The organism is Rhodoferax sp. (assembly GCF_013297935.1).
Lineage (GTDB): Bacteria > Pseudomonadota > Gammaproteobacteria > Burkholderiales > Burkholderiaceae_C > Allorhodoferax.
In genome coordinates this window covers 111,635-130,551 of the sequence record NZ_JAAFIX010000010.1, presented here as the reverse complement: position 1 = coordinate 130,551, position 18,917 = coordinate 111,635, and the positions used below count along the sequence as shown (strand labels likewise).

Genomic DNA, 18,917 nt, shown 5'->3' with positions numbered 1-18,917 from the left:
AGCAAGGCGTGCCCGCCGACTTGCTGCCCGGCTGGATACGCGCCGTGGGCTGGGAAACGCTGGTGAACCGCAAAGGCACCACCTGGCGCAAGCTCGACCCCGCCACCCAAGCCAGCGTGGTGGACGCGACCTCGGCTGCGGTCTTGATGCTGGCCAACGCCAGCGTGATCAAGCGCCCGGTGGTGGTGTGGGCCGATGGCACGGTGACCGTGGGCTTTGCCGACGCGAGCTTTCAGGCCCGCCTGCCCTAAAATCACGCCTTCGCCTTGCCGCGCGCAAGGCTGGGGCACTTTTTCTTTTCTTCATTCCACCTTCGACCATGACCACCACCCACTTTGACGGCGTTTCCGTCACCACCAAAGCCAATGTGTACTTTGACGGCAAATGCGTGAGCCACGGCTTCACCCTGGCCGACGGCACCAAGAAGTCGGTCGGCGTCATCCTGCCCGCCACCCTGACCTTTAACACCGGCGCGCCTGAAATCATGGAATGCGTGGGCGGCAGCTGCGACTACAAGCTCGACGGCTCTGACGTGTGGGTTACCAGCGGCGAAGGCGACAAGTTCAACGTGCCCGGCAACGCCAAGTTCCAAATCCGCGTGACCGAAGGCTTTGAGGCTTACCACTACATCTGCCACTTCGGTTGATCTGCGGCTGAGCCACACCACCGAATACTCCTAATTTCATAGCTGCTCGCGCAATATCTACGAGGGCTAGAGGCCAATTTCATGTCAAACACCATTCTGCAAAACATCCCCGCCGGCCAAAAAGTCGGCATCGCGTTCTCCGGCGGCCTGGACACCAGCGCTGCCCTGTTGTGGATGAAGCAAAAGGGCGCCCTGCCCTACGCCTACACCGCCAACCTGGGCCAGCCCGACGAGGCTGACTACGACGAAATCCCGCGCAAGGCCATGGAATACGGTGCCATCAAAGCCCGCCTGATCGACTGCCGCCCGCAGCTCGCCGCCGAAGGCTTGGCCGCGCTGCAAGCCGGTGCTTTCCACATCACCACCGCGGGCTCCACCTACTTCAACACTACGCCGCTGGGCCGCGCCGTGACCGGCACCATGCTGGTGAGCGCCATGAAGGAAGACGACGTCAACATCTGGGGCGACGGCAGCACCTTCAAGGGCAACGACATCGAGCGCTTCTACCGCTACGGCCTGCTGGTGAACCCCGCACTCAAAATCTACAAGCCCTGGCTGGACCAGCAGTTCATTGATGAGTTGGGCGGTCGCTCTGAAATGAGCGCCTTCATGACCGCCAACGGCTTTGGCTACAAGATGAGCGCCGAGAAGGCCTACAGCACCGACAGCAACATGCTGGGCGCCACGCACGAAGCCAAAGACCTGGAGATGCTCAACAGCGGCATCAAGATCGTCAACCCCATCATGGGCGTGCCCTTCTGGAAAGACGACTGCGTGGTCAAGGCCGAGGAAGTGAGCGTGACCTTTGAAGAGGGCCGCCCTGTCGCCCTGAACGGCGTGCAGTACCCCGACCTGGTCAGCCTGATCCTGAAGGCTAATGAGATCGGCGGCCGCCACGGCCTGGGCATGAGCGACCAGATTGAAAACCGCATCATCGAAGCCAAGAGCCGCGGCATCTACGAAGCCCCCGGCCTGGCCCTGCTGTTTATTGCCTACGAGCGCTTGGTCACCGGCATTCACAACGAAGACACCATCGAGCAATACCGCGACAACGGCCGCAAGCTCGGCCGCCTGCTGTACCAAGGCCGCTGGTTCGACAGCCAAGCCATCATGCTGCGCGAAACCGCCCAACGCTGGGTGGCCAAGGCTGTGACCGGCACCGTGACGATGGAACTGCGTCGCGGCAACGACTACTCGCTGTTGAACACCGAGTCGCCTAACCTGACGTATGCACCGGAGCGCCTGAGCATGGAGAAGGTAGAAGACGCGCCGTTCTCGCCGCTGGATCGTATTGGGCAGTTGACTATGCGCAATCTGGACATTACGGATACACGGGCCAAGTTGCAGGTGTATTCCAACGCCGGACTGCTGGAGCTGGGCAAGGGGGATGATTTCTTGAAACTCGGCAAGTAAGCCTGTTCAGGTAGCCCCAAAGACAAAGCCCGCCAGGTGAGAGCCTGGCGGGCTTTGTTGTTCTCCCGTGCGCCAACCTAGCGAGGAAAAGCCCAAAGGCTGGAAAGGCCGTCCAAAGGCATCGGCAAATCATCAGCCGCGCACCCCAGTAGGAGTTAGATATCAAATCACCCACTAGCCCCCGTGGAACATGCGCAAGCAGCTATCAAAAGCATAGTAAAAGCAAACTTACTCGGAAAGCAGAAGCACAACTTATGAATCCACCAAAGCTGCCGATTTAATTGAAATACACACGGTCGGTGGAATACACTCGTTACCACCTATCACCACAGGAGTTTCAGGATGCCCTTTGCCAGACGCCCCCTCATTGCCGCAGTTTGTGTGTGGATGGCAGCACAGTCGTGCGCATGGGCCTTGGAGCCTGCGAGCGGCAAGGTCATCCTGACCATTTCGGGCAAAGTTGCCGAGAAAAACAGTGCGGGCGGTGCCAGTTTTGACTTGGCTATGTTGGAGAAGCTGCCACAGCAAACCTTCAGCACCAAAACGCCGTGGGACAAAAACCCGATCAAATTCAAAGGCCCGCTATTGCGTGACGTGTTGGCTGCCGCCAAGGCCAGCGGCACCACCTTGAAAGCCACCGCGCTCAACGACTACCAGACCGCCATCCCGTTTGACGACGCGACCAAGTTTGACGTGATCGTGGCGCACCAGATGAATGACCAAGCCATTCCCGTGCGCACCAAAGGCCCGCTCTTCATCGTTTACCCCTTCGACTCCAAGGCCGAGCTGCGCTCCAATGTGTATTACGAGCGCTCAGCCTGGCAGCTCAAGTCTCTGTCGGTGGAATAAGGCTTCCCTTGAACAGCACCAGCAAAAACCGGCGTTACCTTTTGTGGCTCGCCTCCGGCACGGGCGTGCTGGCGATCGCCATGGCCATTTTGCTGGTGCTGCAAATTACCCAGAAGCAGGCAATTGAAAAAGCCAACAGCTTGCGCGCAGATTCGATCACCGCGCTGGTGTTCCAGTTTGAGCGCGAGTTTTTGCGCTTCCGCCAGACGCTGGAGGCCAGCGTGATCCAGCCCGGTGCTGTGGATCAGGATGCGCTAGGCCTGCGGTATGACCTTTTCCTCAGCCGACTCAACCTGCTACGCGACAACCCCACGACGGACCTGATTACCCACCGGCCCGAATACCAGAGGGCAATGCCCCATGTAGAGGCGGTGATTGCCAAGGCCGACCCGGTGTTGACCGCGAGCACATTCAACAAAAAAGACTTGGCGGCGCTGCTGACCGAGTTCAATGAACTGGGCGTTGATGTGCAGGCCCTGAGCTTTGCTGCCAACTCGGAGGTGGCTGCTCTGCTGGAGAGCCAGGATGCGACCTTGCTGCAGCAAAACAACCAGATCATTCGGCTTACCTTGGCGCAGCTAATATTTTTGCTGGCTGCTGCGGTGGCGCTGGCTCTGCGCCAACGCCGGCAAGAAAAAGAGCGCCAAGCGCTGGAAGACTTGACGCACGAGCTGCGGGAGGCGCACTTCCGCGCGGAGGCCGCCAACCGGGGCAAGAGCCAGTTTTTGGCCAATATGAGCCACGAATTGCGCACCCCGTTCAACGGCATGCTGGGCATGATGAGCTTGCTGGAAAGCACGCCTCTCACCATGGCGCAGGCCGACTACATCAAAACCGCCAAGGGTTCGGCCACTCACCTGCTAACGCTCTTGAACGATATTTTGGACGTATCTTCTCTGGAAGCCGGCAAGATGACGCTGAGCCCCGGCCCCACCCAGCTCAGCGCTTTGCTCCATGAGGTGGAGTCGTTGATGCAGCCGCTGGCAGCCGACAAGAAGCTGGCTTTTTCGATCGTGTCGCAAATCGAAATGCCCCCGTGGGTGCTGGCCGACAGCACCCGCCTCAAACAGATTTTGTTCAACCTGGTCAACAACGCCATCAAGTTCACCGACCACGGTAGCGTTACCCTGACGGTGGACTCGCGGCCCCGGACCGACGGCAACATCGGCCTGGCGTTTTTGATCCAAGACACGGGCATAGGCATGGACGACCATGTGCTCTCCGGCTTGTTTCAGCGGTTTTATCAGGTGGATGGCGGGCTTGCCCGCAAGTTCGGCGGCACCGGCCTGGGCCTGGAAATTTCCCAAACGCTGGCCCGCATGATGGGCGGAGCCATTGAGGTGGAGAGCAAAGCGGGTATGGGCTCCGTGTTCACCTTGCACCTGCCGTTTACCCCCTGCCCCGCGCCGCCCCACGCGACAACACCGGCGGCGCTGCAGCCTATGCATAAGCCGGCAGTACCCACTGAGGCCACCGCCCCCGCGCAGCCGGGCCAGCCTGCGGCCGCCCTCGAAGCGCTGCGTGTGTTGGTAGCAGAAGACCACCCAGTGAACCGCAAGTTTGTGGGTATCTTGCTCGACAAAATGGGCTGCAAGGCCACGTTTTGCGAAAACGGGCAACTCGCGGTAGAGGCCGCTCAGCGCGAGATGTTTGACCTGGTGCTGATGGATGTGCACATGCCGGTCATGGACGGGCTGACCGCCAGCCGCGCTATTCGCGCCATGGAGGGGCCCATTTCACAGGTGCCCATCATCGTGCTGACGGCTGATGTAATGAACGACGCCAAGGAGCAGGCCATGGCGGCTGGTGTGAATGACTTTGTCACCAAACCGGTGCAAATCGGCCAGTTGCAATCTGCCATGCAGAAGTGCCTGGCCGGAGACTCACCGTTTCGAGCCCCTGCGCACACCTAAAAGACCGTAGCCGGGTTGGTTTCTTTGGAGGTAGTCCCGGGCTATAGGCTCCAGCGCAGCGGGCACTAGGCCCAGATCGGCCAGCCCGAGGAAGCGGCCTGAGGCCACGTTGTCCACCTTCATGGAGTCGAGGTTGTCCGCGCTCATCATGGGCTCGCCGGGTGCCAGCTGCATGAGCGCCGCCTGCAGGCGCCCCGCCCAGTCGGGCAGAGGCAACACAGGGCGTCCGCGGCCATTGGCCACACCCGCCCACGCGCCCGCCCCGTGCACCAGCTCGGCCAGGGTATACACCTTGGAGCCCGTAGCCTCCCACGCGGCTGTTGACCCCGCCGCAATGCGGACATGCAGGAGTTGCACAACTGCTGCGGCCACGTCTTCTACCCACACGGGCTGAAACCTGGCTTGGGCGCCTGCCAGCGGCATGAAGGGAAACACTTTTTGCAGCGCCGCGAACAGGTTCAGAAACTTGTCTTCAGCGCCAAATATCACGCTCGGGCGCAGCACCGCAACCGCCAACTCCGGGTGACGCAGCACAAGTTCACCCCGGGCTTTGCTCCGCAGGTAGCGAGAGGGGGCGGCATCGGGCTGGGCCGGGTTCACGCCCAGCGCACTGACATGCACCACCCGGTGCACACCGGCTGCCACAGCAGCGCGGGCTAGTGTGGCGGGCAAATCTACATGGGTGCGCTGAAAGGCGGCTTCGTTGCCATGCAAGATGGCAACCAGGTTGATCACCGCATCGTGCCCCGCAAGGGCTTGCTGCAGGGCTTGCTGCTGGTGCACATCGACTTCGAGCACGGTCACGCCGGGCAAAATTTGCAACTCGCGCGCATGGCGGGCCCGGCGCGTGGCCACCGTGACGGTGCAGCCCTGCTTCACCAGTTTTTGCACCACGTGCCGGCCGACAAAACCGGTACCACCCAAGACAAAAATATGCTTCATGGCCGGAGGTTAGCCCGTTCGGGCGCTTGACTGGGTTGCAGGGTTTTAGAGCACCACTGGTTCGGGCTCCAGCAGGATGCCAAAGCGCTCATACACACTGGTTTGAATGGCCTTGGCAAGGGTCATGACTTCGCCACCGGTGGCGCCATTGCCATCGACCCCTGCGCCACGGTTGACCAGCACCAAGGCTTGCTTCTCGTAGACACCGGCCTGGCCGACGGTTTTGCCTTTCCAACCGCAGGCGTCGATCAACCAGCCGGCCGCCAGTTTGACGGCACCGTTGTCCAGCTTGTAGTGCACCACCTTGGGTTCACGGGCAATGATGTCTTCGCACTGTTCTACGGTCACCGTCGGGTTTTTGAAGAAGCTGCCGGCATTGCCAATGAGGGCCGGATCGGGCAGTTTGGCGCGGCGCACTTCGCACACCCAGTCGTAAATCTGGCGGGGCGTGGGGGTGCTGACGCCGTGCTCAGCCATCTTGCGCTCAATGTCGGCATAGCCGAGCACCGGCTTCCAGACCTTGGGCAAGGCAAAGCGCACCCGCAGTATCAAAGCCCGGTCTTTCAACCCCAGCGCCTGGGCCCCATCACTGGCGCTGCTGCTGTGCTTGAACACCGAGTCGCGGTAGCCAAAGGCGCACTGGGCCGCGTTCAGGGTGAAGACTTCACCGGTTTCAAGGTGGATGGCGTCGAGCGAGTCAAAACGGTCTTGCAGTTCCACCCCATAAGCACCTACGTTTTGCACAGGCGAGGCGCCCACGGTGCCCGGTATCAGGGCCATGTTTTCCAGGCCGGGCAGGTTGTGGTCCAGGGTCCAGCTCACCAGGTCGTGCCAGGCCTCACCGGAACCTGATTCCACAATCACGTCTTTGCTGGTTTCGCCCACCACGCGCAGGCCACGCACCTCCACCTTCAGCACCAGCGGCTTCACATCGCCGGTCAGCACAATATTGCTGCCACCACCGAGCACAAACTTGGGCACCGTGGCCCACTCGGGGTCGGCCAAGAGGGCGCGCACATCGGATTCGCTGGCGATCCGGGCCAGCGCCTGGGCCTTGGCCACAATGCGGAAGGTGTTGAACGCCTGGAGGGGAATGTTTTTCTCGACTAACATCCCCAGATTGTCTCATTGCATTTTTTAGAGCGAGTCCCATGCCCTCATTCGATACCATTTGTGAAGCCGACCTGGTCAAGGTCAAAAACGGCGTAGAAAACTCCGCCAAAGAAATCGGCACCCGCTTTGACTTCAAGGGCACTGCCGCCAAGATCGAAATCAAAGACAAAGAGATCACCCTCATTGGCGACGCCGACTTTCAGCTCGACCAGATTGAAGACGTGCTGCGCAACAAGCTCACCAAGCAGGAAGTGGATGTGCGCTTCCTCGATCGTGGCGATGTGCAAAAAATGGGCGGCGACAAGGTCAAGGTCGTCATCAAAGTGCGCAACGGCATTGAAAGCGAGCTGGCCAAGAAAATCCAGCGCTTGATGAAAGACAGCAAGCTCAAGGTGCAAGCCGCGATCCAAGAGGAGAAGGTGCGCATCACCGGCGCCAAGCGCGACGACCTGCAAGCCGCCATGGCCCTGATCCGCAAAGAAGTGACCGACATCCCTCTGACCTTCGACAACTTCCGCGACTGATGCGTAGCACCGCCCTCCTTCTGGCCGCCTCGCTGCTGTGCCCTCTTGCTTGGGGCCAGAGCGTTGCGCTCAACGGCACCTTGGGTGACAAGGCACTACTGATTGTGGATGGCAGTTTTCCCAAAAGTGTGGCGGTAGGCGCCACCCACATGGGGGTGAAGGTGGTGTCGGTGCAAGCGGAGACCGTAGTGGTCGAGATCGCGGGCAAAAAGCTCAACCTGCGGGTGGGCGAAGCGCCTGCCAGCGTAGGCAGTTCTGCAGGCCTGGCGGCCGGCGGTAGCCGGGTGGTGCTGGCGGTGGGTCCGGGCGGACACTTCACCAGCGAGGGCCAGATCAACGGCCGCATTGTCCGCTTCATGTTGGACACAGGCGCTACTGCGGTATCTATCGGAGTAGCCGAGGCAGACCGTATCGGTCTGAAATACAAAAATGGCGACCAAGTCCAAATGAACACCGCCAACGGCGTGGTGCCGGGCTGGCGCATGACGCTCGATAGCGTGCGGCTCGGCGATGTACTGGTGAGTGGCGTCGATGCCGTCATTACCCCCGCTGCCATGCCCTATGTGTTGCTGGGAAATAGCTTTTTGGGTCGCTTTCAAATGAACCGCACCAACGACCAGATGGTGCTGGAAAAGCGCTATTGAACCGGATGACCACGGTGCAAGACGAAAACGCTTACGAAGACCTGCTGGGGCAGTGGTCGGACCTGGAGTCCGGGCTGGGCGTGATTTTGAGCAGCCCGGCCACCACGCAGCAGTTCGCCCACCGCGTGCTGCAATACGACCGCTGGATGCAAGGCCTGCTGCAACGGGACCCCGATGTCGGCCTGTACCTGCTGTTCCAGCTCGCCAGCAATTCGCCGGTGGGCTACAGCGCTTCGCACTCCTTGGTGTGTGCCGTGTTGTGCCACCTTGTGGCAGGTGAGCTTCAACTCTCGCTCAAAGAACGCAATAGCCTGGTACACGCCGCGCTGACCATGAATGTGGCCATGACCGCCTTGCAAGACCAGCTGGCGACCCAAACAGAGCGGCCGAACCAAGCGCAACAAGACGCCATCCGCACCCACCCCATCAAGGGTGCGATGATGCTGGCCAATTTAGGCGTGGCGGATGACGAGTGGCTGGACATCGTCTCGGGCCATCACGACGATGCGGTTGACCGCGAAACACCTGCCACGGCCGGTGGCACCGTGCGATTGACACGGGTGCTGAAAGTGGTGGACCGCTACGCGGCCATGATTTCACCGCGAGCATCCCGTACCGGGCGCAGCGCTATTGAGTCGGCACGCTCGGTCATGGCGCGCGCAACGGCAGGGGTCGATGAAATCGGCCAGGCGCTGGTGCGGGCGGTCGGTTTGTGCCCGCCGGGAACTTACGTGCGGCTGGACAACGACGAGCTGGCGGTGGTGGTGCGGCGCAGTGGCAAGGCCAACTTGCCGTTTGTGGTGATCATCGGCAAAGCCAGTGGCGAGTTTCACCACAACCCGCGCCTGCACGCGACCGGCGATTCGCCACCCAAAATCCGCTCAGCACTGCCAGCGATCGCCGTGCGGACGCCGCTCAATCACTTTTTCTTGTTGCAACTGGGCAGCCAAGCGCTCAGCATGGCCTAGGCCGCTTTACTTAGCGCCGCCTTATTTTCCGGCGTCTTTTTTCTTGCCGAGCTTGGACTCGGTGCCTTTGACCAGGCGCGAGATGTTTTCGGAATGGCGCCAAATCAAGAAGATGGACATCACCGCAGTAGACAGCAGCAAGTTGCGATCAGCAACCCACGCCACACCGTCGCCAAAGGCGTAATAGGCCGGCGCAAACAGTGCCGCAGCCAAGGAAGCGAGCGACGAGTAGCGAAACGCATAGGCCACCACCAGCCAGGTGAGGCCAGTGGCCAGCGCCAGCCAGCCGCTTGTGGCAACCAACACGCCCAGCGCAGTCGCCACGCCTTTACCCCCTACAAACTTGAAAAACACCGGGTACAGGTGGCCGATAAAGGCCGCAAAGCCTGCCAGAGCCATGGTGCCCTCGCCCAAGCCATAGGGCTGGCCCCACCACTGGATAGCGGCCACCGGCAGCCAGCCTTTGACGGCGTCCAGCAACAGTGTCACCACCGCCGCGGCCTTAGAACCGGAGCGCAGCACATTGGTGGCACCGGGGTTTTTGCTGCCGTAGGTGCGCGGGTCGTTCAGACCCATGACGCGGCTGACGATCACGGCAAAGGACAAAGAGCCGATCAAGTAGGCGACTACGGTGGCCAACAGGGGGTACAACACAGAATTCAAAACAGGTTCTCCAATCACTCTTCCAGCGCGCACTGTACAGGCTTAGCGCCCAGCAACTCCACACAAACCTGGGGATCAATACCTACTAAGTACCCGCGCCGCCCGCCATTGATGCAGATACGTGGCAACTCCAGAATGGTGGACTCTATGAACACGGGCATGGTTTTGCGGGTGCCGAAAGGCGAGGTGCCGCCCACCAGATAGCCGCTGTGTTTGTTGGCAGTCTCGGGGGCGCAGGGCTCCACGGACTTGGCGCCAATCTGGCGAGCCAGGTTTTTGGTAGACACCTTGCGGTTGCCGTGCATCAGCACCACCAGAGGCTTGGCGTCCTGGTCTTGCATGACCAGGGTTTTGACCACGGTGAACGGATCAAACCCCAGCACCGCCGCGCTGTGCTGCGCGCCGCCATGCTCCAAGTATTCGTAGGGGTGTTCGGTGAACGCCACCTTGTGCGCTTTAAGCAGCTGGGTGGCAGGGGTTTCAGAGACGTGGTCTTTTTTGGCCATAGGGGCGTATTTTCATACGCCTTGGCCCCTTGTCGGGTTACACCGCCGGATCGCGGATTTCCCAGCGGACTTCGTCGATCTTTTTCAGCAGCTCTTCGGGCAGCACGGTGCCCCAGGCGTCGATGTTTTCGTCGAGCTGCTCCAGAGTGCGCACACCGATGATGGTGCTGGCCACTTGCCATTTGGTGTAGCAGAAGGCCAAGGCCATCTGGCTGGGCGTGAAGCCGTACTCGCGGGCTAAAGCGTTGTACTTGCGCGCGGCTTTCAGGGCATCGGGGCGACCCCAGCGCTGCTTGCGGGTGGACTCAAACTTGCGCAGGCGCACATCAGGCGACACGTTTTCGCCCAGCAGGCCTTCTTCGTCGTACTTGCCGGTGAGCAAGCCAAACGCTAGAGGCGAATACGGCAAGAGCGACACGCCCAGGCGGTGCATGGTTTCGTCCAAGCCGTTTTCTGCCGTGCGGGCCAGCAGGCCGTAGTTGTTTTGCACGGTGGCAATGCGAGGCAGGCCATGCTGCTCGGCCAGGCGCACAAACTCGTGCACGCCGTAAGACGTTTCATTGGACAAGCCAATGGCGCGCACCTTGCCGGCCTTGACCAGCGTGTCCATGGCGCGCAACTGTTCTTCGATGGCGCTGCCGCCCACGTTTTCGTTGGCGGGGTTGTAGTACATGCCGCCGAACATGGGCACATGGCGCACCGGCCAGTGAATCTGATACAGGTCGATGACGTCGATATTCATGCGCTGCAAGCTGCCTTCGCACGCCGCCACGATGTCTTCGGCCGTGAGGTTGCTGCTGCCGTTGCGCACCCAAGGCATGCCGCGTGAGGGACCGGCCACCTTGGTGGCGATGACCAGCTTGTCACGGGCTGTGGGGTTGGCCTTGAGCCAGTTGCCGATGATTTTTTCGGTCAGGTTGAAGGTCTCAGCGCGCGGGGGCACGGAGTACATCTCAGCCGTGTCGATGAAGTTCACGCCCCGCTCCAGCGCGCGGCTCAGGATGGCGTGAGAGGTGGGCTCGTCTACCTGCTCGCCAAAGGTCATGGTGCCCAGGCAGATGGGGGTAACTTGCAGATCACTGCGACCGAGTTGGATGGTGTTCATGCGTGTTTGCTCGTTGAGACCGGCGGAAAAAAATGAATGGCCAGATGGTAGCGCGGAGGGAAAGACCTAGTCGCCACCGCCACAACTACTTCCCCCGCCACAGCCGCTGTCACTGCTGTCGGAGCTAAAGCTGAAGGCACCGTCCGACGAACTGTCGCTGCCACTGCACCCGCTGCCCCCATCACTGAAACTGGTGCCGCAGTAGGCGTCGGAGCCGGCCTTGTTGTCGATGTCGCGGCAGTTGGGCATGTAGGTGAAGCCGCCTGCAATCGCAAACTTCTTATCCAGCGCAAACAGCAGCGGCAGGCGCGTGGGCGCACGCGGGTCGATGCTCTCTTCCTTGCAGGCCCAAAACCAGGTACGGCGCAGGCCCGAGTTGCGCTGGGGGTCCCGCCCCAGCACCTCGGCCGGGCTGTGGTGCAGCATACGACCAAAGGCAGCCTCGCACCACTGTTCGTAACCGCGCGTGTGCAGGATGAACTCGTGCCAGGCCGCGTCCACCACTTTAGAAGGCATGGCTACAAACTGGCGCTTGCTGCGCAAGTGGGCCATGAAAAACTGGCGCAGACCATGCAGCACCAGCTCGGTATCGCGCCCACTGAGCTGGGGGTAAAGCGCTATGAGCTTGGCGCCCAAAAATCGCGGCAACGGAGCCTCGCGCACAAACTGGCGGCGCAGGCTCTGCTCCCAGGCCAATAGCGCAGCGAACATCAGCGCACTCAACACACTACCCACCACGATCACCACCCCGAAAAGGTAGTGCGGCGGTCGCGCGGCATACACCGAGATTCCCCACACCAGCCAAGGCAAGTACCTCACCCGGTGCAACCACGCAATGCGCCGCAGCAGCGTGGGCCGAAACGGCGCCTTAAACGCGGGCAGCGGCATAGCGCGCCTCTTCTTGCAGGCGCAGCACGCGGCGCTGTACCTTGCCGGTGGTGGTCATGGGCAGAGCGTCTACAAATTCAATCTCTTTGGGGTACTCGTAGGGTGCGAGCTGACCTTTCACGTGGGCCTGTAGCTCCAGGGTCAGTTTGGCATGTAAATGGGCTCTAGCCCTCGTATCGTCTGCGCAAGCAGCTATGAAATCAGGAGCAATGACCACATAGGCTTTGACCAGTGCGCCGCGCTCGGCGTCGGGCTTGGGCACCACGGCGGCGTTGATGACGGCGGGGTGCTTGACCAAGCAGTTCTCAATCTCACCGGGGCCGATGCGGTAGCCCGCAGCTTTGAACACATCGTCGCTGCGGCCTTGGTACCAGAGGTAGCCATCCGCATCGCGCAGCGCCAGATCGCCGGTGCGGCACCAGTCGCCGGTGAACTTGGCCTCGGTGGCTTTCGGGTTCTTCCAGTAGCCCAGAAAGAAGATCGGGTCGGGCTGGCCTTGCACGTCATAGCGGTGCAGCGCCACTTCGCCGGGCACGCCTACCGGGCATTCGTTGCCGGCCTCGTCAATCACCGCCACCCGGTGGCCGGGGTAGCCCATGCCCATGCTACCGGGCTTGGACGGGTAGTGCAGGTTGCAATTGCCCACGATGTAGTTCATTTCGGTCTGGCCGAACATTTCGTTGGGTTTGACGCCCAGCTGGCGCTCGCAGTACCCGAACACCGCATCGCCCACCGCTTCGCCCGCGCTCATGATGGCGGCCAGCTGGAGCTTGAACTGCTGGCGCACCGTCTCGCCCTTGGTTCCAGGATAGGCCTTCATCATGGCCTTGAGCGCGGTGGGGAACAAAAAGGTGTGGGTCACCCCGCAATCGCGCATCAGCTCCAGCGCGGTTTGCGGGCTGAACCGGCCGTGGTAGGCCACGATGGGGCGGCCGAAATACAGGGTGGGCAAGAGGGCATCCATCAACCCGCCGGTCCATGCCCAGTCGGCCGGCGACCAGAACACGGCTTGGGAGTCTGCGTTGTGCTTGCCATCAAAACCAAACCAGTTTTGGCTGGCCACAAAGCCGCTGAGGTTGCCAATCAGCGCCCGGTGGGGAATCAAGGCGCCCTTGGGGTTGCCGGTAGTGCCACTGGTGTAAATAAGCACCGCGGGCTCCTCGGCCAAGGTGTTGACCAGCTCGAACTCCGCGGGCTGGTCGGCCAGCGCTGCATCCCACGCCGCGTCGTGCGGGCCGCTCAGCAGTGCAGCGTCGGCAGCCTCCAGCCCCACACCCAACACGGCTTGCAGGTGCGGGCACTGGCCCCGCACACTGGCCAGCGCCGGGAGCGAGCCGGCATCGCAAATGGCAACGACTGCCTCGCTGTCCTGCAACCGGAACTCCAGGGCCTCGGGGCCAAACAGTATGGACAGCGGCATCGCCACCGCCCCCATCTGCATCACGGCGATGTAGGCCACCGCAGTTTCAAACCGCTGGGGCAGCACGATACCGACCCGGTCGCCCCGCTGCACGCCACGCGCCACCAGCGCGCGGGAGAGCCGGTTGGCCTGCTCCTGCAGTTGGGAATAAGAGTAAAAAGTGGCCGCAGCCCCCGTTGAATATGCGCTGACAGCTACTCTTTTTGTAGCATTTTGCTTGACCGCCCAGCGCCGGCTGCACACCTCGGCCATGTTGAAATGCTCAGGCACCGCCCACTGAAAGCGGCTGTGCAAGGCAGCGTAGCCTGCGGGAAGTGTGCTTTTGCCAGATGTGTCTCTGCCTTGACTGACGGCCATGTCTTGTCTCCTGATCTGTCCTTATGATTTGCACAATGTACCAAGTCAGACGCCCCTCCCGCAGCGAATTCGTCGCAATCCGCAACCTCGATTACCACGTGCAAGTCTGGGGTGAGCCCGGCCCGGGCAAGACTCCGTTGGTCATGGTGCATGGCTGGATGGACGTGGCCGCGAGCTACCAGTTTGTGGTGGACGCGTTCGCACAAGACCACTACATCATTGCCCCCGACTGGCGCGGCTACGGCAAAACCAAGGCACCGGGCGCCGACAACTATTGGTTCCCCGACTACCTGGCCGACCTGGACTTTTTGCTGGACCACTACGCCCCCGGGCAGCAGGTCAACCTGGTGGGCCACAGCATGGGCGGCAACGTGGTCATGCTGTACGGTGGAGTGCGCCCCGAGCGCATTCGCCGCTTGGTCAATCTGGAGGGCTTTGGCATGCCGGCCACGATTCCGGCCCAAGCGCCCGGCCGCTTTGCGACCTGGATGGACGAGCTCAAAAAGCTGCATGCCGGCGAGATGGACCTCAAGGCCTATGACAGCGCAGATGGGGTTGCCCGCCGCCTCATGAAAACCAACCCGCGCCTGGGCCAGGACAAAGCCGATTGGCTCGCCCGCCACTGGGCCGCTGAAAACGCGGGCGGCAGCTGGTCTATCCTGGGCGAGCCCGCCCACAAGGTGACCAACGCCCAGCTCTACCGGGTGGAAGAGGTCATGGCGATCTACCAGCGACTGACCATGCCGGTGTTGGCCGTCGAGGCATCCGACAACAGCCTGGAGATGTGGTGGAAGGGCAAATTCACCCTCGCCGAGTACCACGAGCGGCTGAAAGTCGTGCCGCAGGTAGAAATAGCTCGCATTGACGACGCCGGCCACATGATGCACCACGACCAGCCGGAGGTATTGGCAGAGCGGATCGAGCGCTTTATCCGTTAACTTTACAAGGCTGAAATACGGGACTTAGAATGAGAACTGCTCTCATTTTGATTTGCAACCCAAACTCCAGCCGTATGAAGAATCTTTCTATCCGCCCAGTCGCCCTGTCCGCCGCCCTGCTGGGCGCTTGTTTGCCTGCCGTGCAGGCCCAAGACAAGGTCATCAACGTCTACTCCGCCCGCCACTACCCCGGCGATGTGCAGCTGTACTCCGCCTTCACCCAGGCCACCGGTATCCAGATCAAGCGGGTAGATGCAGACGATGCAGGCATCCTGCAACGCCTGAAGGCCGAGGGCACCGCCTCCCCGGCGGATGTGATTTTGCTGGTCGACGCCTCGCGCCTCTGGCGTGCTGAGGTCGATGGCTTGTTTGCACCCGTCAAGTCCAAAGTGCTGGACGACGCCATTCCGGCCCAATTGCGCGGCAAGACCAGTGCCGAAGGCACTTCGTGGTTCGGCTACAGCACCCGCGCACGGGTGGTGGTCTACAACAAGGCTCGCGTGTCTAAAGAGAATGTAGACACCTACGAAGAGTTGGCCGACCCCAAAAACAAAGGTCTGTTGTGCACCCGCAGCGGCTCGCACCCCTACAACCTGAGCCTGTTCGGCGCCATGAACGAGCACCTGGGCAGCGCCAACACTGAAGTCTGGCTCAAGGGCCTGGTCAGCAATATGGCCCGCAACCCCGTGGGCGGCGATACCGACCAGATCAAGGCCACCGCCTCCGGCGAATGCGGCGTAGCACTCACCAACACCTATTACCTGGCCCGCCTGATGCGCAGCGACAAGCCCGAAGACCGTGCGGTGATGGAAAAAGTCGGCGTGGTGTTCCCCAACCAGAGCAGCTGGGGCACGCACGTCAACATTGCGGGCGGGGCCATGGCCAAAAACGCCAAGAATCCGGCATATGCCCAACAGTTCCTGGAGTTCCTGGCCAGCGCCCAAGCGCAAGACTACTTTGCCAACGGCAACAACGAGTGGCCCGTGGCCAAAGGCATCAAGATCAGCAACCCCGCACTGGAAAACATGAGCGGTGGCAGCTTCAAGGCGGAGACCATTCCGGTCAGCATCGTCGGCATGAACCAGGTGAAGGTGCAGCAGATGCTGGACCGCGTCGGCTACAAGTAAAGCCGCCCCGCCCCGCGCACCACGGCCTGATTACTCTTGGCAGTCAGGCCGTTTTTTTGTTCAGTGTGCGACTTAACAAAATCACGGGCACCAGGCCGACCAGCACCAGCACCAGTGCGGGCAGTGCCGCCTCACCCAAGCGCTCGTCTTTGGCCAGCTGAAACGCCACCACGGCCAAGGTGTCGTGGTCAAACGGGCGCAGCACCAGCGTGGCGGGCAGCTCTTTCATGACATCCACAAACACCAGCAGGCCAGCCACCAGACTGCTGCGCACCAGCAAAGGCCGGTGCACGCGCCACCACAAACCCCAGCCGCTCACACCCAGCATGCGGGCGGTTTCGTCGAGCGACGCCGGCACCTGGTTGTAGCCGCTTTGCACTGTGTGCAGGGCCACGGCGGTAAAGCGCACCAGATAGGCCCACACCACCCCCAGCACCGTGGTGCTGACCCAAAAGCCGACCTGCCAATCTGGCCGCGCCGCCTGCAGCCAGCCCACGGGAATCAACAAGCCCACCACAATCACAGCACCCGGCACGGCATAGCCCATGCCCGCCAAGCCGACGACAGTGCGGGTGAGCCGCGTGGGCGTGCGGCGCGCAGCAAACGCCAGCGCCAAAGCAATGGCCGCGGCCAACACCGCCGTGCTCGCCGCCAGCTTGAAACTGTTCAAGCTCCAGCCCACAAAGCCGGCCCACGGCAAGGGCGTGTCTTCCGCGCCCCACGCCAGCCAAAGTGGGCGCAACATAAACAGGACCGGCAACACAAAGCCCAGCAAGACGGGCAACGCACACACGGCCGTCGCCAAGGCGGCACGTCCGCCGCTCAAAGCCACCGGCTGGGCCGCTGCCCGGCGGCCTTTGGTGCTGGCGTAGCGCATGCGCTTACGGGCGTGCTGCTCCAGGCGCAGGAGCAGTGCCACCAAGACCAGCAGCACCGTGGCCAGCTGGGCCGCTGCGATGCGGCTGTCCAGCACCAGCCACGCTTTGTAGATGCCCGCGGTGAAGGTCTGAATACCAAAGTAGCTCGATACCCCGTAGTCCGCCAGCGTCTCCATGAGTGCCAGCGCCACGCCCGCAATGATGGAAGGGCGCGCCAGCGGCACCGCAATTGTGGCCACCCGGCGGCCTAGCGAGGCCCCCATGAGTCGGGCTGCATCCATCAGGTGGGCGGCGCGCTCCAGCAGCGCAACACGCACCAGCAAATACACATAGGGGTACAGGGTGCACACAAACACCAGCGCTGCGCCGCCCAGGCTGCGCACCTCCGGCAGCACCCGCCCCTCCAGCCCGAAGGTCGCGCGCAACCAGGTCTGGGCGGGCCCGCTGAATTGCAAATAGTCGGTATAGGCATAGGCCACCACGTAGGCAGGCATGGCCAGGGGCAGGAGCAAGGCCCATTCCCACTGCCTGCGCCCCTTGAAGTCAAACAAGGTCACGGCGCACGCACATGCAGTTCCTACGACCGCTACCCCCACGGACACGGTGGCGCTCAGCACCACCGTGGTCCACACATAGTCGCCCAGCACCGACTGCGCCATTTCCCGCAGCAAGGCCGCGCTGGGGCCATCCCACTGCAACACGGCCGCGACCAGCGCCAAGATGGGCAAAGACACCAGACCGCCGATCAAGCACAAAGCCACAATGGCAGGTAAACGACGGAGACCCGGCGCGTAAGGTTGGATAAAGCGGGAAATCACAGGCTGACGGGTCTGAATGAGGCACCCCGGGGGACCCCGCGGCTCGGAATGAGAATTGTAAGTATCTACAATTTTGCCTATGTACCTCGAACTCCAAGACCTTAGCGTCCGCTATCTGCCCTCCCGCCCTTTGGCGGTGGAGGGCGTGAGCTTCGGCTTGCGCGCCGGTGAAATCGGTGTGTTGATCGGCCCCTCCGGCTGCGGCAAGACGACCTTGCTGCGGGCTATTGCCGGTTTGGAAGCCACCCACGCAGGCCGCATTTCGCTGGGTGGAGTAACCGTGAGCGGCGAAGGCCATGCCCTCCCCCCCGAGCACCGGCAAATGGGCATGGTGTTTCAGGACTACGCGCTCTTTCCCCACATGGATGTGAGCAAGAACATCGCCTTTGGCATTCACAGCCTGCCTGCAGGCGAACGCCAGGCGCGGGTGCAAGAGGTGTTGCGCCTCGTCGGACTGGCCGAGCACGCCCACCGCTACCCCCACGAACTCTCCGGCGGCCAGCAGCAACGGGTCGCACTCGCCAGAGCCTTGGCGCCCCAGCCCAAGCTGCTGTTGCTGGATGAGCCGTTTTCTAACCTCGACGTGGACTTGCGTGAGCGGCTGGCCCAGGAGCTCCGCGCGATTTTGAAAGCCGCGGGCGCCACCGCCCTGTTTGTGACCCACGACCAGCTGGAAGCCTTTGCGATTGGCGACCTCATCGGGGTAATGCACCAAGGCCAGCTCCACCAATGGGCGGACGCCTACACGCTCTACCACCGCCCGGCCACCCGCTTTGTGGCGGACTTTATCGGCCACGGTGTGTTTACGGCAGCACGTGTGGAGCTGCACGAAGAAAACGGTGTCACCCACAAACATGTGGTGACGCCTTTGGGGGAGCTGCATGGCATCCATCAGCATGAGCAGGACCGGCTGAGCCTGGGGCCCTGCGATATTTTGCTGCGGGCCGACGACATCGTGCACGACGATGCCTCCGAGGTACAGGCCCGCATTGTGAACAAAGCCTTCCGGGGCAATGAGTTCCTTTACACCCTGGAATTGCGCTCCGGGGAGACGGTCATGGCCCATGTGCCGAGCCACCATGACCACCGGATCGGGGAGTGGATCGGCATCCGGCCCGAGGTCGACCACGTGGTCACCTTTGCCAGCCAAACTCGCGTGGGGTGATGGCACCTAAAATAGCGGGTTAACCATATACACAGCAAGC

The 18,917-nt window shown here is 61.8% G+C and carries 19 protein-coding genes; 11 read left to right on the top strand and 8 right to left on the bottom strand.

All coding sequences use genetic code 11. The features are described 5' to 3' along the window. From QZW03_RS14105 to QZW03_RS14085, 5 genes are all read left to right on the top strand, one after another. Window positions 1-251 (top strand): ArsC/Spx/MgsR family protein (locus QZW03_RS14105; RefSeq protein WP_296510644.1); only part of this gene is annotated, 251 nt, incomplete at its 5' end. Window positions 252-319: 68 nt separating this feature from the next. Next, window positions 320-646 carry a pyrimidine/purine nucleoside phosphorylase gene (locus tag QZW03_RS14100; RefSeq protein ID WP_296510643.1) on the top strand — a complete coding sequence of 109 codons (327 nt, stop codon included), beginning with the start codon at window positions 320-322 and terminating at the stop codon, window positions 644-646. 81 nt (window positions 647-727) lie between these two features. Next, a complete protein-coding gene (gene argG / locus QZW03_RS14095) occupies window positions 728-2,059 on the top strand; it encodes an argininosuccinate synthase (protein WP_296510642.1) in 1,332 nt (443 codons plus the stop codon). 342 nt (window positions 2,060-2,401) lie between these two features. Further along, window positions 2,402-2,908 (top strand): molybdopterin-dependent oxidoreductase, encoded by a 507-nt coding sequence (locus QZW03_RS14090; RefSeq protein WP_296510641.1) that lies wholly within the window; start codon window positions 2,402-2,404, stop codon window positions 2,906-2,908. A gap of 8 nt (window positions 2,909-2,916) precedes the next feature. After that, entirely contained in the window at window positions 2,917-4,821 is a 1,905-nt protein-coding gene (locus QZW03_RS14085) for a response regulator (RefSeq protein WP_296510640.1), read from the top strand. Here QZW03_RS14085 and QZW03_RS14080 read toward each other — a convergent pair. Both QZW03_RS14080 and murB read right to left on the bottom strand, forming a co-directional pair. After that, window positions 4,792-5,763: a complex I NDUFA9 subunit family protein gene (locus QZW03_RS14080; RefSeq protein WP_296510639.1), complete on the bottom strand. Its 972-nt coding sequence runs from the start codon at window positions 5,761-5,763 to the stop codon at window positions 4,792-4,794. The genes QZW03_RS14085 and QZW03_RS14080 overlap by 30 nt on opposite strands. A gap of 45 nt (window positions 5,764-5,808) precedes the next feature. Continuing rightward, a complete protein-coding gene (gene murB / locus QZW03_RS14075) occupies window positions 5,809-6,876 on the bottom strand; it encodes a UDP-N-acetylmuramate dehydrogenase (protein ID WP_296510638.1) in 1,068 nt (355 codons plus the stop codon). A 38-nt stretch (window positions 6,877-6,914) separates the two neighbouring features. On the opposite strand from murB, the gene QZW03_RS14070 reads away from it, so the two are divergent. From QZW03_RS14070 to QZW03_RS14060, 3 genes are read left to right on the top strand one after another with little or no spacing between them, the layout of a single operon-like run. Then, complete coding sequence (locus tag QZW03_RS14070) at window positions 6,915-7,400, top strand: YajQ family cyclic di-GMP-binding protein (RefSeq protein ID WP_296510637.1); 486 nt, start codon at window positions 6,915-6,917, stop codon at window positions 7,398-7,400. Continuing rightward, window positions 7,400-8,044, top strand: a complete 645-nt coding sequence (locus QZW03_RS14065) for a retropepsin-like aspartic protease (RefSeq protein ID WP_296510636.1) — start codon at window positions 7,400-7,402, stop codon at window positions 8,042-8,044. The genes QZW03_RS14070 and QZW03_RS14065 overlap by 1 nt, the downstream gene beginning before the upstream one ends. 5 nt (window positions 8,045-8,049) lie before the next feature. Continuing rightward, the gene (locus QZW03_RS14060) at window positions 8,050-9,012 is read left to right on the top strand and encodes an HD domain-containing phosphohydrolase (protein WP_296510650.1); all 963 of its coding nucleotides are present in this window, start codon (window positions 8,050-8,052) and stop codon (window positions 9,010-9,012) included. Window positions 9,013-9,033: 21 nt separating this feature from the next. Here QZW03_RS14060 and plsY read toward each other — a convergent pair whose 3' ends face one another. The 5 genes from plsY to QZW03_RS14035 form a co-directional block, all read right to left on the bottom strand. After that, window positions 9,034-9,675, bottom strand: a complete 642-nt coding sequence (gene plsY / locus QZW03_RS14055) for a glycerol-3-phosphate 1-O-acyltransferase PlsY (protein ID WP_296510635.1) — start codon at window positions 9,673-9,675, stop codon at window positions 9,034-9,036. Between the two features lie 14 nt (window positions 9,676-9,689). Beyond that, the gene (gene ybaK / locus QZW03_RS14050; protein ID WP_296510634.1) at window positions 9,690-10,181 is read right to left on the bottom strand and encodes a Cys-tRNA(Pro) deacylase; all 492 of its coding nucleotides are present in this window, start codon (window positions 10,179-10,181) and stop codon (window positions 9,690-9,692) included. Window positions 10,182-10,218: 37 nt separating this feature from the next. Continuing rightward, the gene (locus QZW03_RS14045; RefSeq protein ID WP_296510633.1) at window positions 10,219-11,286 is read right to left on the bottom strand and encodes an aldo/keto reductase; all 1,068 of its coding nucleotides are present in this window, start codon (window positions 11,284-11,286) and stop codon (window positions 10,219-10,221) included. A 66-nt stretch (window positions 11,287-11,352) separates the two neighbouring features. Beyond that, window positions 11,353-12,174 carry a hypothetical protein gene (locus QZW03_RS14040; protein WP_296510632.1) on the bottom strand — a complete coding sequence of 274 codons (822 nt, stop codon included), beginning with the start codon at window positions 12,172-12,174 and terminating at the stop codon, window positions 11,353-11,355. Then, a complete protein-coding gene (locus QZW03_RS14035; RefSeq protein ID WP_296510631.1) occupies window positions 12,155-13,951 on the bottom strand; it encodes an AMP-binding protein in 1,797 nt (598 codons plus the stop codon). Before QZW03_RS14035 ends, QZW03_RS14040 begins: the two co-directional genes overlap by 20 nt. Before the next feature lie 35 nt (window positions 13,952-13,986). Between QZW03_RS14035 and QZW03_RS14030 the strand changes: the two genes are divergently transcribed. Then, a complete protein-coding gene (locus QZW03_RS14030; RefSeq protein WP_296510630.1) occupies window positions 13,987-14,889 on the top strand; it encodes an alpha/beta hydrolase in 903 nt (300 codons plus the stop codon). Window positions 14,890-14,963: 74 nt separating this feature from the next. Further along, complete coding sequence (locus QZW03_RS14025; protein ID WP_296510629.1) at window positions 14,964-16,016, top strand: extracellular solute-binding protein; 1,053 nt, start codon at window positions 14,964-14,966, stop codon at window positions 16,014-16,016. A 43-nt stretch (window positions 16,017-16,059) separates the two neighbouring features. On the opposite strand, the gene QZW03_RS14020 is transcribed toward QZW03_RS14025, so the two are convergent. Beyond that, complete coding sequence (locus QZW03_RS14020) at window positions 16,060-17,712, bottom strand: iron ABC transporter permease (RefSeq protein ID WP_296510628.1); 1,653 nt, start codon at window positions 17,710-17,712, stop codon at window positions 16,060-16,062. Window positions 17,713-17,791: 79 nt separating this feature from the next. On the opposite strand from QZW03_RS14020, the gene QZW03_RS14015 reads away from it, so the two are divergent. After that, window positions 17,792-18,877: an ABC transporter ATP-binding protein gene (locus tag QZW03_RS14015; protein WP_296510627.1), complete on the top strand. Its 1,086-nt coding sequence runs from the start codon at window positions 17,792-17,794 to the stop codon at window positions 18,875-18,877. Window positions 18,878-18,917: the final 40 nt, after the last annotated feature.

Bases quoted from the DNA above. Each gene is read 5' to 3' on its own strand.
- QZW03_RS14100 (WP_296510643.1), top strand. From the start codon at position 320: ATGACCACCACCCACTTTGACGGCGTTTCCGTCACCACCAAAGCCAAT.
- argG (WP_296510642.1), top strand. From the start codon at position 728: ATGTCAAACACCATTCTGCAAAACATCCCCGCCGGCCAAAAAGTCGGC.
- QZW03_RS14090 (WP_296510641.1), top strand. From the start codon at position 2,402: ATGCCCTTTGCCAGACGCCCCCTCATTGCCGCAGTTTGTGTGTGGATG.
- QZW03_RS14080 (WP_296510639.1), bottom strand. From the start codon at position 5,763: ATGAAGCATATTTTTGTCTTGGGTGGTACCGGTTTTGTCGGCCGGCAC.
- murB (WP_296510638.1), bottom strand. From the start codon at position 6,876: ATGTTAGTCGAGAAAAACATTCCCCTCCAGGCGTTCAACACCTTCCGC.
- QZW03_RS14070 (WP_296510637.1), top strand. From the start codon at position 6,915: ATGCCCTCATTCGATACCATTTGTGAAGCCGACCTGGTCAAGGTCAAA.
- QZW03_RS14065 (WP_296510636.1), top strand. From the start codon at position 7,400: ATGCGTAGCACCGCCCTCCTTCTGGCCGCCTCGCTGCTGTGCCCTCTT.
- QZW03_RS14060 (WP_296510650.1), top strand. From the start codon at position 8,050: ATGACCACGGTGCAAGACGAAAACGCTTACGAAGACCTGCTGGGGCAG.
- ybaK (WP_296510634.1), bottom strand. From the start codon at position 10,181: ATGGCCAAAAAAGACCACGTCTCTGAAACCCCTGCCACCCAGCTGCTT.
- QZW03_RS14045 (WP_296510633.1), bottom strand. From the start codon at position 11,286: ATGAACACCATCCAACTCGGTCGCAGTGATCTGCAAGTTACCCCCATC.
- QZW03_RS14040 (WP_296510632.1), bottom strand. From the start codon at position 12,174: ATGCCGCTGCCCGCGTTTAAGGCGCCGTTTCGGCCCACGCTGCTGCGG.
- QZW03_RS14035 (WP_296510631.1), bottom strand. From the start codon at position 13,951: ATGGCCGTCAGTCAAGGCAGAGACACATCTGGCAAAAGCACACTTCCC.
- QZW03_RS14030 (WP_296510630.1), top strand. From the start codon at position 13,987: ATGTACCAAGTCAGACGCCCCTCCCGCAGCGAATTCGTCGCAATCCGC.
- QZW03_RS14025 (WP_296510629.1), top strand. From the start codon at position 14,964: ATGAAGAATCTTTCTATCCGCCCAGTCGCCCTGTCCGCCGCCCTGCTG.
- QZW03_RS14015 (WP_296510627.1), top strand. From the start codon at position 17,792: ATGTACCTCGAACTCCAAGACCTTAGCGTCCGCTATCTGCCCTCCCGC.